Raw genomic sequence first — 15,576 nt, 5'->3', positions numbered from 1 at the left:
CTTGTGCGAAGGTCAGGCGGAAAACCTCGGCGAGGGTGAGAACATCCACTCATTACGGATAGGAGACCCCCATGAAAATCGTCATCGCACCCGACTCTTTCAAGGACAGCCTGAGTGCTCAGGCTGTCGCCAATGCTATTGCCGGGGGCCTGGCAGAAGTCTGGCCTGACGCCGAGTTGGTTCAATGCCCGATGGCTGATGGGGGTGAGGGCACCATCGAAGCGGTTCTGGCCGCCTGTGATGGGCAGTGGATGAGCACCTCTGTGAGTGGACCGCTGGGTGTTGCGGTCGAGGCACAGTGGGGCTGGCTGGAGCAGACCCGGACCGCAATCATTGAAATGGCCATGGCCAGCGGCTTGCAGTTACTGACCCTAGAGCAAAGGGACGCTTGCCTGAGTAGCACGCATGGCACGGGCGAGTTGATTCGTGCGGCGCTGGACGCTGGCGCGCAACGGATCATCCTGGCGATTGGCGGCAGCGCGACCAATGATGCGGGCAGTGGCATGCTGTCGGCGTTGGGTGCGCGTTTTCTCGACGGTAATGATCAGCCGCTGACACCGAGTGGTCAGGCTTTGGCGCAGGTACAACGGATCGAACTGGACGGTCTTGATGCACGTTTGCGCGACGTGTGCTTCGAGGTTGCTGCGGATGTCGACAACCCTCTGTGCGGTCCGCAGGGTGCCTCTCATATTTTTGGCCCACAAAAAGGGGCATCCCCCCAGCAAGTGCTGGAACTGGATGCCGCGCTGGAGCATTTCGCCGATCATTCGGCCCAGGTGCTGGGTCATGACGTGCGCGACCAACCCGGTTGCGGGGCGGCAGGAGGTATGGGCTTCGCTGCGAAGGCTTACCTGAATGCGACCTTCCGCCCAGGCGTAGAAGTGGTGGCCGATCTTGTGGGCCTGGCCTACGCGCTGGACGGTGCCGATTTGGTGATCACCGGCGAAGGCTGTTTTGATGCCCAGACGCTGCGGGGTAAAACCCCGTTCGGTGTCGCCCGCATTGCCCAACGCAAGGGGGTGCCAGTGATCGTGTTGGCCGGGACGTTGGGGGAGGGCTATGCCGACCTGTACGCGCATGGCATCAGTGCGGCGTTTGCGTTGACCAGCGGTCCAATGACGCTCGGTTATGCCTGTCGCAACGCCGCGAGCTTGTTGCATGATCGAGCCCGTGATCTGGCGCGGGTCTGGCGGTTGGCTGCGTCGCGCTCTCATCAAACTAATTTTTAATTATTTAAAAACAATGAGTTGGCGCTGGTCTTGATGTGTATATCCGGCATTTGGGTGTGCTGGAATTACGGTTCCGCTCTTACAGCGTGTCACCTTTTACAAACGCCGGAATGCCGGACCACTAAAAGGTAACCGAAAACGCTTGCCCCTCCATACGGGTCCTCGCCATGGCTCCGACTACCCTCGCTCCGGCGTTGCTCCGGGGGGCGCCGCAAGGGGCCGTCCCTGGCCCCGTGCGGCTTACTCGGCGTCCTTGCCTCGTCACCCCCTGCGCAACGCCTGCGCTCGGCCTTCTGGAAACGGGGCCTCGCCGTAATTCGGCAGTCAATTCACTCAAAAACCAAAGGCAAATCAAGATCCCGGTGAGAGCGAATTTATTCGCGAAGGCGTCTCATCTGACACGCCACCACTGATTACGACACACAAATCACAACCTGGTTTGCTGCGCGACAGCGCAGCGTCGAAGACGCGGCGAGGCCTCCTACAGGGATTCTGTGTAACGCCAACATGAACTACAGCGGCTGGACCGGAATGCACAGCTCACACTCCATCACCCCGGTCAGCGGGTCGTAGTGGGAGTCTTGCGCGTAGCGTTCGAAATAAGGTCCACCGTCCGCTCGCATGCCGAGGGTGGGCAGTTCACGGAAGAGTCGGTTCCAGGCCTCACCGATTTCCGCGCCGGTACCGACGAATCTTGTACAGGAAAACTGACCGCCGGGCAGGGTGCGAACCAGGACTTGCGAGGTAGCGTCGAAGGTTTCAGGTACTTCGACACAGGCGTCGTAGCGGCATTCAGCGGGCGGCGTGATGGTGGGATCGTCAAGGCCGATGCCATAGCGAACGCGTTGCAATAGGCCATTCTGCTCCATCCAAACACCGAACACTTCACGCCAGAATACGCCGATAGCCGGGCCGTACGGACCCGTAAGGCGCATGTAGGCGACCCGTGCGGGCGGCAATTGTTTGATCGTGACGTCCATGGTGATCTCCTTCATCTCGCTGGATGGCTGATGATAGATCAGGTCGCCCACAGCCGTTTGACGTCCTGAGCTTGAGTGAAACTCACGAACTCGGCCATGGCCGGTTGGGCGGTGATCGCCACGACTCGACCGCCGGTATCGGGTTGCGCATCAGGGTGCCCACCAGCAGGGCGCCAAGCAGCGCCATCAGTCCGGCCACCCACAGGACCGTGCTGAAGCCTGAAACAAATGCCTGTTGCGCCAGCGGCTGGACGATCAGCCGCGCATTCTCCGTCAGCGGCTGCATCGCCGCGACCATGTCACCGGCCACCACGCGGGACACGATGTGATCAGTCTGAGCCAGCCAGCCGGGAGCATTGAGTCGCAGGCTACGGGTCAAGGCCTGTTGCGAGTGGCTGGCCAACAAGGCGCCGAACACACCGATGGCGAGCATGATCGCGCTGAAACGCATCGTGGTGCTCATGCCGGACGCCATGCCTGCACGGTCACGCGGTACGCACGCCATGATGTTCTTCTGGGTATCGCCATTGAGTAGTCCGGCGCCAGCCCCGGTGACGGCGATGGCGCAGGCAACGCTCAGGTAGCCGCCCATAGACACCGCCCAGGCGCTGAGCAGGTTGCCGCAACCGACCAGAGTCAGCCCGAGGGCCATCATGCTGGCTGGCGATAACCGACGAGACAACCGCGTGCCGATCTTCGGGAAGATGAGCATGGTCAGGGCGAACGGCAACATGCCCAGCCCGGAGGCGATGGCAGTGAACCCCAGGCCATTCTGCAAGTAGAACGGTAGTAGCGTCATCATTACTTGGGCACAACCTGCGTAAGCGAACATGCCCAGGAGCGCACCAACGAACCGCGGGTGTTTGAACAATTGCAGATCGACCATAGGCCGAAGCTGTAGCCGCTCAACCACCACGAACAGGACCATCAACAGTACGCCGGCCAGCAAGCGCAGGGTGGTCAATGAATTGTCCCAGCCAATGCGATTGGCCTCGATCAGGCCCCAGATAAGACACAGCAGACTGCTGCTAAACGCCAGGCTGCCCCATGGGTCGAGCCGCGCCGATTGTTCGTTGCGCGACTCGTCGATGTTGCGCCATACCATGCTCACCAGCAGCAAGCCCAGCGGCAGGTTCAGGTAGAAAATCCAGCGCCAGCCCACGAATGAGGCAATCAGACCACCCACGGTGGGCGCGGCGGTCATGGCTACGCCCATGCAGGCCCCCCAGAACGCCCAGGCTTTGGCCCGTTCAGTCTCGTCGTGGAACGCATGGCCGATAGTCGCCAGTGCCGAGGTCAACAACAGCGCGGCCCCTACACCTTTGATCGCTCGGGCAATGTCGAGGAAGAGGATGTTTGGCGCCGCGCCACAGCCCAGTGAGGCCAGAATGAACAGCGCCAGGCCGCAGAGCAGGGTCTTCTTCCGGCCAAAACGATCGGCAATGCTGCCGGCGGGCAATAGCAGTGCGGCGAAGGCCAGCATGTAGGCGCTGACCACCCATTCGATGTCGGCGAAATTAGCCCCCAGGTCACGGGCAATACTGGGCAAGGTCACGGCGACAATATTGGTGTCCAGAACGATAAGCGAGCAGACCGCCGAGGCGGTCAACAGGGTCATGCGCGGGCTGGGCGTTTTCATGTCATTCCTCGCAGATACACGATTGCTTTATGGGTAACGTGCCAGCAAGCTTATTGCGCTGCCTTAGGCGCTTTGTTACCTGGGCTTGAGCACTTCATTACCTTTGAGCTAATGCAGTCATGGAAATACGCCACTTTCGTTACTTTCTGGCCGTCGCCAAGCACAGGAATTTCAGCCGTGCCGCAGCACAACTGGGCATTGCTCCGCCGACGCTTACGCGACAGATTCAGGACATGGAAAGCGCCTTGGGCACGCGCTTGTTCCTGCGCCTGCAACGCGAGGTCAGCCTGACGGATGCGGGCAGGGCCTTGCAGGCAGAGGCGGAGCTGACCGTGCGTCAGTTCGAAGCCGCGCAGCTCAATGCGCAGCGAGCGGGGCGCGGTGAGACCGGCCACATTGAGCTGGGTTATGTGGCTTCGGCGGTGTTTTCCGGGGTGCTGCAAAAACAGGTCAGCAGCTTTCGCCTGCGTTATCCGGACATTGGCTTCACCATCAGCGAGAACCTGATGCCGGTTTTGCCAGGATTGATCGAGGAAGGGCGGTTGGATGTCGGTTACATCCGCTCGCCCATGCATTTACCCGAAGCCCTGAGCACCATCAGTCTGTTGGTAGAAGGCTTTGCGCTGGCGCTGCCAGGCAGCTCATGGCTGTGTCGTCTGAAAGAAATCAATGCGGCGCATTTGCAGAATGAAATCTTCATTCTCCCCGAGCAGATATCCGGCACCTTGCAGGTCGCTGCGCAAGGCGGCTATGCGCCAACGCTTGGGCCTCAACCGGGTGGGTTGGTCGCTGTTGTGGCGCTGGTGTCCCTCGGCCAGGGTGTGGCCGTGGTGCCGGAGTCGATGGTGGACCACATCAAGTTGCCCAATGTGGTGTACCGGCGTATTCAAGACTGCCAACCTTCGTCATTCTTGTCGCTGGTCTATCGACGTTTTGAAAAGGCTCCGGCGGTGGCGCGTTTTATCGAACACGTAAAGGATTTCAGTGAGAGACCCACTCTGTAACATGAAGATTGATCATGGACTTTAGTAAATGAAGAAATACCAGCCACCGTTGACACTGACCCCACGGATGCTCGCCCTCGTCGCAGATATCAGCGAACAGGTCGGTCGCTTGTCGTCGTTGCGGGAAACGACGCAGACCCCAATGCTGAGGCGTGGCAATCGCATTCGTACCATTCAGGCGTCGCTGGCTATCGAGAACAACACGTTGAGCCTGGAACAGGTGACTGCGGTGCTGGACGGGCAGCGAGTGCTTGGTCTGCCTCGTGAGATTCAGGAAGTGCGCAATGCCTTCGCTACTTACGAAGCTATGCCCGGATGGAAAGCCGATGTCCGCTCTGACCTGTTGCAGGCTCACGCGCTATTGATGCACGGCTTGATAGATGACGCCGGTCGGTTTCGTCGGGGCGGGGTGGGGATTTATCGCGGTGACCGATTCCTGCATATGGCTCCTCCGGCCAGTCGCGTCGCGGCACTCATGGATGACTTGCTGGGTTGGCTGGAGGGGGGCGATTTGCACCCGTTGATCGCCAGTTGCGTGTTCCATTACGAGTTTGAATTCATCCACCCCTTTGCGGACGGCAATGGACGAATGGGTCGACTCTGGCAAACCCTGATCCTGAGTCAGTGGCGTCCAGTGCTGGCGTATCTGCCGGTAGAAACGGTCATTCGTGATCAGCAGGACGCGTATTACGGTGCGCTATCCGCGGCAGATCAGTTAGCCGAAGCGACGCCTTTCGTTGAGTTCATGTTGGGTGCCTTGAAGCAGGCTCTGAGCGACGTGGATCAGACCGCACAAGTAACCGCACAAGTAACCGACCCGGTAAAAAAACTACTCAAGGTTCTCGCAAGCCATCCTTCGTTCAAGTCCGGCGAGCTGATGGAGCAATTGGGCCTCGTGCATCGGCAATCATTTCGTCGCACGTACCTCAACCCGGCATTGGCGGCAGGGCTGGTAGAAATGACCGATCCCGACTCACCCCGCAGCCCTGTGCAGATGTATCGGTTGACTGAGCGTGGCCATTCAATGCTTAAACATCCCTAAAGCCTCAGTCGACTTCGTCAGCCTCTGCAAGGCATTCGGGTCATTGTGCTCGGGCACCCAATTCCATTCCGTGTCATTAAAATGCACCAGCAAGTGCCTTCGACCTTGTTCAAGGAGCTCAACCCATGATCGACCATCTTGACCATTTGGTCCTGACCGCCAGCAATGCCGATGCCACTCGGGATTTCTATACCCGCGTGCTCGGCATGCAACTGGAGACCTTTGGTGCCGGACGTATGGCGTTCACGTTTGGCAACCAGAAAATCAACCTGCACATACGCGGGCACGAATTCGAGCCCAAGGCGCATCTGCCGGTTCCGGGCGCGCTGGACCTGTGCTTTATTGCGTCGATTCCGCTGGAGCAGGTGATTGAGCGCCTGGCTGAGGCCCGCTGGCCAATTGTCGAAGGCCCGATCATGCGCACGGGCGCCACCGGGCCCATTCGCTCGGTGTACGTGCGCGACCCGGACCTGAACCTGATCGAAATTTCCGAGCAGGTCTGAGCGGGTACAGCTGCCGCTACTGCCTGCTGTTCTCTCGAGGGTGATGCGACCTGCTAGGCCTTGAGCGTTTCCACGGGCACGCGACCATAAACGTCGGTGAAGCGAACAATGTCGTCTTCACCCAGGTATTCGCCGCTCTGTACTTCAATCATGACCAGATCGACCACGCCGGGGTTGATCAGGCGATGAGTGCGGCCAGGTTTGATAAACGTCGACTCATTGGTGTCGAGTAGAAATTCACTGTCGCCGTTGGTTACCCGCGCCATGCCGCTGACCACAATCCAGTGTTCGCTGCGGTGATGGTGCATTTGCAGTGACAACGATGCCTGAGGGCGGACCATGATGCGTTTGATCTTGAAGCGCTTGCCTTCTTCAAGCACGGTGTAGGTCCCCCACGGGCGGGTGACGGTACGGTGCAGGCGATAAGCATCATGGCCCTGGCGCTTGAGTTCCTTGGCAATGATTCTGACGTCCTGGCTACGATTCGCGTCGGCAATCAGCAGCGCGTCGGGGGTATCGATGATGATCAGGTTATCCAGGCCGACGCCGCCCACCAGTCGTCGTGGCGAGTCGATGTAGCAATTGGTCACGTCATGCAAGACGGTCTGGCCGTTGCATTGGTTGCCATCGGTATCGGCCGGGCTCAGTTCACGCATGGCCTGCCATGAGCCGATGTCGCTCCAGCCTAGCTGGCACGGCACCACCGCGACTTTTTGCGAGGGCTCCATCACGGCGTAGTCGATGGAAATGTCCGGGGCCAGAGCGAACAGTTCACTGTCCAGTTCCAGCTGCAATTCGTGATTGCCTTCCTTGCTCGTGCTTTGCTCCAGGCAAGCTTTGACCGAGGCCAATACTTGCGGTGCGTGCTCTTCCAGCTCGCGCAAGATCGTGTCGGCGCGCATGCAGAACATGCCGCCGTTCCACAGGTGCAATCCACCGTCGAGGTAACCCTGGGCGGTGTCAGCGTCTGGTTTTTCGACAAAACGGGCCACTTGATAGGCTGTGGCTGTCGAATTCAAGGCCTGACCTTTTTCGATATAACCAAACCCGGTTTCAGCCTTGGTCGGTACGATGCCAAATGTCACCATCCAGCCTTGGTCAGCCAGTGTTCGAGCCGCGTTCACGGCTTGAGCGAACGCCTCTACATCCTTGATCAAATGATCGGCTGGAAGAATTAGCAAGTGAGCATCGTCGCCGTACAAACGAGCGACATGCAGCGCCGCCGCCGCGATGGCCGGGGCCGTATTGCGCCCGAACGGTTCAAGGATGAAGTCCAGGCTCACGTGGCCCTTATTGAGTTGGCGGTAGTCGTCCACCGTACGGAAATACACGTCACGGTTGGTCACGGTCAGGATTCGGTCGACGTCGGCCAATCCGACGGCCCGAACGAAGGTTTTTTGCAGCAGGCTTTCGCCATCGGGAAGACGCATGAAGGGCTTGGGCATGGCTTCGCGGGAAACCGGCCACAGTCGGGTGCCGGCGCCGCCAGCGATAATGCAAGGGATGAGAGTGCTCATCAATAGGCCTCACGAGTGAATAGCACTGCAGGAACAGTGCGGAAAAGGATGTACAGATCAAACCAGACCGACCAGTTTTCTATGTATTCGAGGTCGAATTCGACGCGCTTTTCGATTTTTTCCAACGTGTCCGTTTCACCACGATAGCCGTTGATTTGCGCAAGGCCAGTAATGCCCGGTTTGACCCGATGGCGAGCCGTGTATTCTTTGACCGCTTCTTCAAAAAGAATGCCTGCGGCCTTGGTTGCAGTGGCGTGCGGACGCGGCCCGACCATGGACATACTGCCGGCGAAGACGTTGAACAGTTGTGGCAACTCGTCAAGGCTGGTCTTGCGGATAAAGCGTCCAATCCGGGTGATCCTGGCGTCACCGCGAGTGGTTTGCGTCTCGGCGGTCGCATCGGCTTGATGCTGGTACATCGAACGGAATTTGCAGACTTCGATCAGCCGGTTGTTGTAGCCGTAGCGCTTTTGCCTGAACAGCACCGGGCCTGGGGAGTCGAGCTTGATCGCAATGGCGACCAGCACCATCACCGGTAACAGCAGGAGCAGGGCAAAGCTTGCCAGCACCATGTCCTCCAGTCGTTTGAAAAAAGGCGACCAACCGCGCAGCGGTACTTCGGATGCGTTGAACATCGGCAGGTTAGCCACTTCGGTGAGGCGGTTGTGAGCATGCCGGAACGCAACCATGTCTGGGACCAGCAGCACGTTGACGGGCAACCTGCGCAGCTCGCGAATGATGTAATCCATACGGTTTTCTGCGGTCCAGGGCAGGGCGACCAGCACCTGAGTGACCTTCTCTTCGCGAATCAGCCTTTCCAGATCGCCGGAGTTGCCCAGCACTGACAGATTGGCCACGGTTTTAGGCATGCGCCCGATACGGTCGTCGATAAACCCGGAAACCCCGGAACGGATGTCCTGGTTCTGCTCCAGGTACTCGGCCAGGCGCTGACCGTTTTCAGTTGCACCGAGAATGATCGCGTTCTGCAGGAAGAAGCCTTTTTGCATGAGGCGCTGGAACATCATCAGCAGGAAAAGACGCTCGACGCCGAACAGCACAAAGCTAGTCGTGAACCAGAGGATCAGTTGCACATCGGAGATGTAGTTGAACAGAGACAATGCCTGATGCATGAACAGCAGCAGGCAGAACGCCGAAGACCAGGCGAACAGGGTCAGGCGAAAGCGCAACAGGTTGCTGAAGATGGATTCCGAATAGACCCCGATGGCCTGAAAGATCAATACGCTGATGAAACCAAAGAACATCAGCACCGCTAAATAGCTCTTCAGTGCAATGGGGTGGTCAGTTTGCCAGAACGCCAGAATCAATAATCCCGGGAGAATGCAGGTCACGCCGTGCACGAGGCGAATACCGAACAAAAAGTATTCGACCAGGCTGGAGCGCGTAAGCAGAAGACTGTCAACAGGTTGCAGGCGCATAACTGTCCATCCCTCAAGCCATGAATTCAGTGCCAAATCCCGCGGTACTGAGACGGATATTCATTAGCAAAGTCAATAAAATGACTTATGCGCATTCATTTTTCGAGATAGCCAATATTCTGTCGAATTAAACACAGGCCCTGATTGCATTTCAATGGCAATTTGCAGCTGGGCAGTTTTTTTCTACAAAATATTTCTGGCCTTTCTGTTTTTACCTCCGAGATCAATCCAACTGAATTGATTTTGTGGTGTGAGTCAGGTGAAACAGAGGGTGTCGTTTTGTGGTGGAGTTAAGGGGGTAATCATTTTTTCTGGTTGATGGGGTCTTTTTGCCTGCCGGATGGTCAATAGTCTTCACAAGCCGCATTGGTATTGAGTTTCGAGAGGGAGAAGACAGCAATGACACTGCGCAAGGCATTTTTGATTTTGCACGGCAAGCAGGCCCTCAATGAAGAGGTTCGTTCGGCCGTGGGCGCCAAGCGTGACGAGGGGTGGCAGCTGGAAGTGAGAGTGACGTGGGAGGCTGGCGATGCTCAGCGTCTGGTCGCCGAAGCGCTGGCGGCGGGTCATCGGAAAATTATCGCCGGCGGTGGAGACGGAACGCTGCGTGAAATCGCCGAGGCGCTGGCATTGGCCGGTCACCCACTGAGCGATGAGGCCAGCCTGGTGTTGTTACCAATGGGGACCGCCAATGATTTTGCGCGCGCTGCAGGCGTCCCGTTAACAATGAAAGAGGCGCTGGACTTGCTTGATGTGCCACCCCGCAGGGTCGATATGGGTGAAGTCGGCGGCCAACTTTTTTTGAACATGGCCACCGGTGGCTTCGGCAGTCAGGTAACAGCCAGTACGTCAGAGGATTTGAAAAAAATCCTCGGGGGGGCGGCTTATCTCTTCACAGGCCTGTCGCGCTTTAGTGAATTAAGTGCAGCCTACGGTGAACTGACCGGGCCAGACTTCCATTGGCGCGGCGATCTGCTGGCCTTGGGGATTGGTAACGGTCGTCAAGCCGGAGGCGGGCATGTCCTGTGCCCGACAGCCTTGGCCGATGACGGCCTGCTCGACATCAGTATTCTGCCTGCGCCGCAAGACGTAGTGAGCACGCTAAAGGGATTGCTTGAAGGGGGGCTGGGGATCGATAACATGTTTGTACGCGCACGGCTGCCCTGGGTCGAAATCAAGTCGGCGCAGGGGCTGGACATCAATCTCGACGGTGAACCCATGGCTGGCGAAAGCATGCGCTTCGTCGTCCGTCCTGCGGCCTTGCGCGTGCATTTACCCGCGCATTCGCCACTGCTCGGCACCGGTGAGCAGGTCGGTGATTGAGGTTGATGAGTCGCGCTCGCGCACGGGGCAGCAGGGGCGGCGATCTTGCCTAGATGTTTGAGTGATTCGGGGCGGTCGACCAACGCTTGTCGGGCATAAACCGCGAGCGTTGATTTTCAAGTCCGACGATGGCCGCGAACGCGTTCAGCAGCTCCTGTTGCTCGCAGTCATCAAGCAACAGCATTCCCGTGCCGGTATCGACCAGTTCAAGCTGCCAGGCAAGGAGGATGAAGCAGCGCTTGAGGCTGGACAGCGCATCGCCCTGAAGGCAAGTCTGGGGATGGGCAAGCTCCAGTAGGTGACGAATATGGCGGGAGAAATCAGCGATGCTCTCAAGCGACAGGGCATCCGCCTCGTCGGTGATGGTCGACAGGGCATCGAGCAGGCACTCGATGGCGTCCCTGTCGTTGATGAACCATTCCAGATGACTCAGGCACTCTTCCGCCTTGGCGAGAAGTGTTTGCGATTTAGTCAGAAAATCAGGGAGCGAATGTTGCCACTCATTGCTGTTCAACATGTTTTATCTCCGCAACTCATGGACAGCGATCGTAGGTCGCACTCGGCGAGTGGCTCCAAGTTAATGTTGAAATCAAACGGATGTCTGTAGTCCGTTTCCGAATGTTTTTTCGGGTTCACTCGGCGAGTCCATAGCGTCTATTTGCATCTGCTCTGCAATGTGCTTGGCGAATCTCTTTCGCGTCGTAACGGGCAGAGGCTATTTTCGGAAAGGCAAATGACCCAAACAGTGATGTTGATGTGACATCAAGGGCGTTACGTGGCATTTTGTTGCGATTAAGGTCCCGCTCACTTCGGCCGATAACGGGTTGAGCGCTCTCAATACGAACTATCCCCCAGGAGTCATTAATGGCTGGCATTCTCGACACGGTAGATCAACGCACGCAGCTGGTGGGTGAGAATCGCCTGGAAATTCTGATGTTTCGCCTGGCCGGGCGACAACTGTTCGCGATCAACGTTTTCAAGGTTCAGGAGGTTTTGCAGCTGCCCAAGCTGACCCTGATGCCACAACGTCATCCCTTTGTCTGTGGTGTGGTCAACCTGCGTGGTCAGACGCTCCCGGTCATCGATCTTTCCCAGGCGATTGGTATGCGTCCGCTGATACCGGGGCCCACCAGTACGATCATCGTCACCGAGTACAATCGGTCGGTGCAGGCGTTTTTGGTTGGGGGGGTGGATCGCATCGTCAACATGAACTGGGAAGCGATTCTGCCACCGCCTGTCAGTGCTGGCCGCCAGCATTACCTGACCGCCATCAGCAAAGTCGATGATCAGTTGGTGGAGATTATCGACGTCGAAAAAGTCCTCGCTGAAATCGTGCCCTACAACGCCAAAGTCTCCCGTGAAAAACTTCAGGATCCCGTCCTGGAACTTGCCCGTGGTCGCGAAGTGCTGTTGGTGGATGATTCGAATGTGGCGTTGGCGCAACTGCGTGACACCTTGTCTCAGCTTGGGGTGAAGATGCACATCGCCCGTGACGGGCTCAAGGCGTTGAATATGCTCAAGGCATGGGCTGATACCGGCGAAGTCATGACTGACAAGCTGTTGATGGTGTTCACCGACGCCGAGATGCCGGAGATGGATGGTTATCGCCTGACCACCGAGATCCGCAACGATCCCCGCTTGCGCGGTCTGTATGTGGTGCTGCATACCTCGTTGTCGGGCAGCTTCAACGAATCAATGGTGAAGAAGGTCGGCTGCGACAACTTCCTCTCCAAGTTCCAGCCGGACAAATTGGTCGACGTGGTGCGTGAGCGTCTGATGCTGGATCAGGCCTGACGGATTTTTGGTTTCGGGGTGGGTTTGGGGTGTCGTACGGAGTAGTAATTCGTATAGATTGACGCTTTGCCCATTACGGAGCTGACCATGTTGCGTCTCAGCGCGCTTTATCGATTTCCACTCAAATCTGGCATGGCCGAACCTCTGCAGCAGGCCCGGTTCGATGGGCTGGGCTTGGCTGGAGATCGACGCTGGATGTTGGTGGAAGAGGCTTCCGGGCGCTTCTTCACACAGCGAGCCATGCCGCACATGTCACAGTTGTCGGTGTTGTGGAATGCCGGCGGCGGGGTGACCCTCAATGCCCCCGGCTTCCAGGCCCTCGATGTGCCCCTGCCCGAAGACACTGAAGCGTCGCTGCGTGGTGTGACCGTGTGGCGCGACACCCTGCGTGTACCCGATGCGGGAGATGAGGCGGCGCAGTGGCTCAGCGAGTTCATGGGTAAACCGACACGCATGGTTCATGTGCCCGACAACCGTGCTCGCTGGTTGCCCAGCGGTTACGGCACGGTTGAAGACAAGGTGGGTTTTGCCGACGGCTTCCCCTTGCTGCTGATCGGTCAGGCTTCGCTGGATGATTTGTCGGCAAAGGTCGGCTGGCCGCTGGAGATGCTCCGGTTCAGGCCCAATCTGGTGGTCGAGGGCAGCGAAGCATTCGCCGAGGACGGCTGGAAGCGCATCCGTATCGGCGACATCGAGTTTCGTCTGCTCAAGGGCTGCTCGCGCTGCATACTCACGACCATCGACCCAAAGACCGGTGAGCGTACCCAGGATCGCGAACCATTGACCACCCTCAAGACCTATCGCGAGCGCGAAGGGGAAGTCTGGTTTGGACAAAACATGGTCAGCGACGGCCCGGGCATTCTCGACGTCGGGATGCCGGTGACGGTGCTGGAGTAGGTCGCAGCGGGTACACACATCGACTGTCAGCGAGTTCAGTCGCGATAAGGCAAGGTGTCAGGCAGCGAAGAGCTGCCTGACACCTTCAGTCCTCACTGGTCGTCGAAAAACCGCTCGTGCCAATCCACCAGAGGCTGCGGTGAGTTGAGTTTTTCGCCGTAGATCACCGAATAAGACAGTACGTTCTGCACATACTGACGTGTTTCGTCGAAGGGGATGCTTTCAACCCACACATCGAATGCCAGGTGGTTCGCGCCCTTGAGCCATTGGCGAACGCGGGCGGGGCCAGCGTTATAGGCGGCCGATGCGAGTACGCGGTTGCCGTTGAACTGGCTGTGTACCTGGCTCAGGTAGGCAGCGCCCAGCTGGATGTTTTTATCCGGGTCGAGCACTTGCTGGGGCGATGCCAGCGGAATGCTGAATTTGCGAGCGGTCTCCTTGGCAGTGGTCGGCATTAATTGCATCAGGCCACTGGCACCGACGCCGGAACGCGCGTCGTCCATGAAGGCGCTTTCCTGGCGCGTAATGGCAAACACCCAGCTGGAGTGCAGGCCACGGACATTGGCTTCACGTACCAACGTATCGCGGTGGGCCATCGGGAAACGGATATCCAGGTCGTCCCAGTATTGCGCCTGACTGATGGTGCGGATGGCCGGAAAGTACCAGTGCATGTCGTAGGCCAGTTTGGCCTGAGCGACCATCTCATCGCGGCTGAACAGGCGGCTGACGTGGTACCACTCGCGCCGACCGTCCACCACCTGGCCACGATCGTGAAACTCCAGTGCCCGACGTACGCCTGGCGTGGTGCGGACCTTGTTGATGAGTTGCTGACTGAGCATCAGCGGCTTGTTGTTCAGCTGATAAGCGGTCTGCGTACGATCGGCGGCAAGGAAACCATAGAAATCGCGCTCTTTGGCGACCGCTTTGTAGAGCGTTGGCACCAACGGGCTAGTCGGTTGGGACAGCTCCAGAGAGCGCGCTTGCCAGTAGCGCCAGCGATTGGTGATCGCCAGGTCCTGCGGCAGTTTGCGGGTCAACTGGTACGCGTCGTCCCAACGGCCCAAGCGCAGCAGCAGGCGCAAACGCCATTCGGTGACCGTGTTGTCGCGCAAGTCCGGGTCATATTTGGTCATGACCTCCAGCGCTCGACCATCGAAGCGGCGGGCCAGCGTCAGGCCGATCTCCTTGGCGATTTCCACTTGCTCATCGCGTGAAAAATGCATTCTCGCCGAGTAGCTGTCGAGCATGTCCATGGCTTTCTGCGGGTCCAGCTTGGCCAGGCGTCGCAGGCCAAGACCGACCACGTCGGACATGGCTTCATCGACCGGCGCGAAGCGCGAAGGGTCGTTGAGCAGTTCAGGTTTCTGCGCGACCGCGATCAGCAGCTTGCCTTGCGGGGCCAGCGTAACGAGGCTGTCGACCAGGGAATTGGCCAGGTTGTAATTGCGTGCTTGTGCGGCCAGCTTGGCACGTTGCCAGCGTTTCTCTTCCGGTAACTGGCCCTCGGCCGCCCAGCTCGAAAATAAAGCATCGCACGCGGCAGGCTGAGTTTTGCCGGTCATCCACAACTTCTCGGCGTTGGCATAGCCTTGTGCGCGCAGGTTGTGGCTCAGCTGGTATTGGCCGTAGAGGCAGTCGAGTTCGGTGAAGTTGAGCTTGGGGTCGTAATACTGGGCGAATGTCTGCCAGTCGCCACGTTCGGCCAGCCAGCGCAACCAGCGCAGCTTCATCCAGTTAGCCTGAGGCAGGTCGCCGTGAGCCGAGAGAAACCGTTCGATTTCCGGATTGGTCGCGGTCTTGAGTCGTGCGGTCAGTTCGTCGTAGGCCAGATAAGGTTCCAGCGGATAATCGGCGAGCGCCTGGCTATAACGCACGTAGGGGCCGGAATCACCTTTGGCCAGTGCGCGCTTTGCCTCGTCGTAATACTGACGCTGAAGGGTGAGATCTGCTGCTTGTGCCGACTGCGCAGCGGTCGCAGAGAGAAGCAGGCAGGATAAAAAACTGAACAAACGACTGCGCATGAGACTTCCGTGCAGATGAACCGTGAAAGGTACTACTAGCTTAGCCCTTTGCCAGCTCCGGGTGAAAGCATTGCCGACTATGCGACGTGTGACAGAAATATTCATCCGCCTCTTTTATGGGGAGCAAATCAGGGATTTGCGTTCAGTCGCGGCGGGTTGTTCGTCATTGAATGCCGACATAGCCTGGGTAT

General features: G+C 58.2%; 13 protein-coding genes. 7 read left to right on the top strand and 6 right to left on the bottom strand.

The features are described 5' to 3' along the window. Positions 1–71 precede the first annotated feature (71 nt). A complete protein-coding gene (locus tag K0F75_RS17450) occupies positions 72–1,229 on the top strand; it encodes a glycerate kinase (protein WP_219063202.1) in 1,158 nt (385 codons plus the stop codon). 512 nt (positions 1,230–1,741) lie between these two features. On the opposite strand, the gene K0F75_RS17445 is transcribed toward K0F75_RS17450, so the two are convergent. Both K0F75_RS17445 and K0F75_RS17440 read right to left on the bottom strand, forming a co-directional pair. Beyond that, positions 1,742–2,209, bottom strand: coding sequence for a GyrI-like domain-containing protein (locus tag K0F75_RS17445; protein ID WP_219063201.1), 468 nt, complete (start codon positions 2,207–2,209; stop codon positions 1,742–1,744). A gap of 82 nt (positions 2,210–2,291) precedes the next feature. Then, entirely contained in the window at positions 2,292–3,848 is a 1,557-nt protein-coding gene (locus tag K0F75_RS17440) for an MFS transporter (protein ID WP_219063200.1), read from the bottom strand. Between the two features lie 119 nt (positions 3,849–3,967). On the opposite strand from K0F75_RS17440, the gene K0F75_RS17435 reads away from it, so the two are divergent. From K0F75_RS17435 to K0F75_RS17425, 3 genes are all read left to right on the top strand, one after another. Then, positions 3,968–4,852, top strand: coding sequence for a LysR family transcriptional regulator (locus tag K0F75_RS17435; protein ID WP_219063199.1), 885 nt, complete (start codon positions 3,968–3,970; stop codon positions 4,850–4,852). A 28-nt stretch (positions 4,853–4,880) separates the two neighbouring features. Continuing rightward, positions 4,881–5,894, top strand: coding sequence for a Fic family protein (locus tag K0F75_RS17430; protein WP_219063198.1), 1,014 nt, complete (start codon positions 4,881–4,883; stop codon positions 5,892–5,894). 125 nt (positions 5,895–6,019) lie between these two features. Beyond that, positions 6,020–6,397, top strand: a complete 378-nt coding sequence (locus tag K0F75_RS17425; RefSeq protein WP_219063197.1) for a VOC family protein — start codon at positions 6,020–6,022, stop codon at positions 6,395–6,397. A 53-nt stretch (positions 6,398–6,450) separates the two neighbouring features. Here K0F75_RS17425 and K0F75_RS17420 read toward each other — a convergent pair whose 3' ends face one another. After that, a complete protein-coding gene (locus K0F75_RS17420; RefSeq protein WP_219063196.1) occupies positions 6,451–7,914 on the bottom strand; it encodes a mannose-1-phosphate guanylyltransferase/mannose-6-phosphate isomerase in 1,464 nt (487 codons plus the stop codon). Further along, on the bottom strand, positions 7,914–9,350 hold the full coding sequence (locus tag K0F75_RS17415; protein WP_219063195.1) for an undecaprenyl-phosphate glucose phosphotransferase: 1,437 nt from the start codon (positions 9,348–9,350) through the stop codon (positions 7,914–7,916). Before K0F75_RS17415 ends, K0F75_RS17420 begins: the two co-directional genes overlap by 1 nt. A 399-nt stretch (positions 9,351–9,749) precedes the next feature. On the opposite strand from K0F75_RS17415, the gene yegS reads away from it, so the two are divergent. After that, a complete protein-coding gene (yegS, locus tag K0F75_RS17410; protein WP_219063194.1) occupies positions 9,750–10,673 on the top strand; it encodes a lipid kinase YegS in 924 nt (307 codons plus the stop codon). Between the two features lie 49 nt (positions 10,674–10,722). On the opposite strand, the gene K0F75_RS17405 is transcribed toward yegS, so the two are convergent. Then, positions 10,723–11,190, bottom strand: coding sequence for a hypothetical protein (locus tag K0F75_RS17405; protein WP_219063193.1), 468 nt, complete (start codon positions 11,188–11,190; stop codon positions 10,723–10,725). Positions 11,191–11,537: 347 nt separating this feature from the next. Here K0F75_RS17405 and K0F75_RS17400 point away from each other — a divergent pair, with 347 nt between their 5' ends. Then, positions 11,538–12,467 (top strand): chemotaxis protein CheV, encoded by a 930-nt coding sequence (locus tag K0F75_RS17400; protein WP_219063192.1) that lies wholly within the window; start codon positions 11,538–11,540, stop codon positions 12,465–12,467. 87 nt (positions 12,468–12,554) lie between these two features. Continuing rightward, a complete protein-coding gene (locus K0F75_RS17395; RefSeq protein ID WP_219063191.1) occupies positions 12,555–13,364 on the top strand; it encodes an MOSC domain-containing protein in 810 nt (269 codons plus the stop codon). A 92-nt stretch (positions 13,365–13,456) separates the two neighbouring features. Here the strand turns inward: K0F75_RS17395 and K0F75_RS17390 are convergent, their stop codons facing one another. Next, entirely contained in the window at positions 13,457–15,385 is a 1,929-nt protein-coding gene (locus K0F75_RS17390) for a transglycosylase SLT domain-containing protein (protein WP_219063190.1), read from the bottom strand. Positions 15,386–15,576: the final 191 nt, after the last annotated feature.

The sequence above is a fragment of the Pseudomonas sp. UMAB-08 genome (genome assembly GCF_900095225.1).
Lineage (GTDB): Bacteria > Pseudomonadota > Gammaproteobacteria > Pseudomonadales > Pseudomonadaceae > Aquipseudomonas.
Note: the sequence above shows the minus strand (reverse complement) of the source record. Positions and strands in the feature narration are given on the sequence as shown.

Coding starts and splice junctions, on each gene's coding strand:
- K0F75_RS17450 (WP_219063202.1), top strand. CDS start 72: ATGAAAATCGTCATCGCACCCGACTCTTTCAAGGACAGCCTGAGTGCT.
- K0F75_RS17445 (WP_219063201.1), bottom strand. CDS start 2,209: ATGGACGTCACGATCAAACAATTGCCGCCCGCACGGGTCGCCTACATG.
- K0F75_RS17440 (WP_219063200.1), bottom strand. CDS start 3,848: ATGAAAACGCCCAGCCCGCGCATGACCCTGTTGACCGCCTCGGCGGTC.
- K0F75_RS17435 (WP_219063199.1), top strand. CDS start 3,968: ATGGAAATACGCCACTTTCGTTACTTTCTGGCCGTCGCCAAGCACAGG.
- K0F75_RS17430 (WP_219063198.1), top strand. CDS start 4,881: ATGAAGAAATACCAGCCACCGTTGACACTGACCCCACGGATGCTCGCC.
- K0F75_RS17425 (WP_219063197.1), top strand. CDS start 6,020: ATGATCGACCATCTTGACCATTTGGTCCTGACCGCCAGCAATGCCGAT.
- K0F75_RS17420 (WP_219063196.1), bottom strand. CDS start 7,914: ATGAGCACTCTCATCCCTTGCATTATCGCTGGCGGCGCCGGCACCCGA.
- K0F75_RS17415 (WP_219063195.1), bottom strand. CDS start 9,350: ATGCGCCTGCAACCTGTTGACAGTCTTCTGCTTACGCGCTCCAGCCTG.
- yegS (WP_219063194.1), top strand. CDS start 9,750: ATGACACTGCGCAAGGCATTTTTGATTTTGCACGGCAAGCAGGCCCTC.
- K0F75_RS17405 (WP_219063193.1), bottom strand. CDS start 11,190: ATGTTGAACAGCAATGAGTGGCAACATTCGCTCCCTGATTTTCTGACT.
- K0F75_RS17400 (WP_219063192.1), top strand. CDS start 11,538: ATGGCTGGCATTCTCGACACGGTAGATCAACGCACGCAGCTGGTGGGT.
- K0F75_RS17395 (WP_219063191.1), top strand. CDS start 12,555: ATGTTGCGTCTCAGCGCGCTTTATCGATTTCCACTCAAATCTGGCATG.
- K0F75_RS17390 (WP_219063190.1), bottom strand. CDS start 15,385: ATGCGCAGTCGTTTGTTCAGTTTTTTATCCTGCCTGCTTCTCTCTGCG.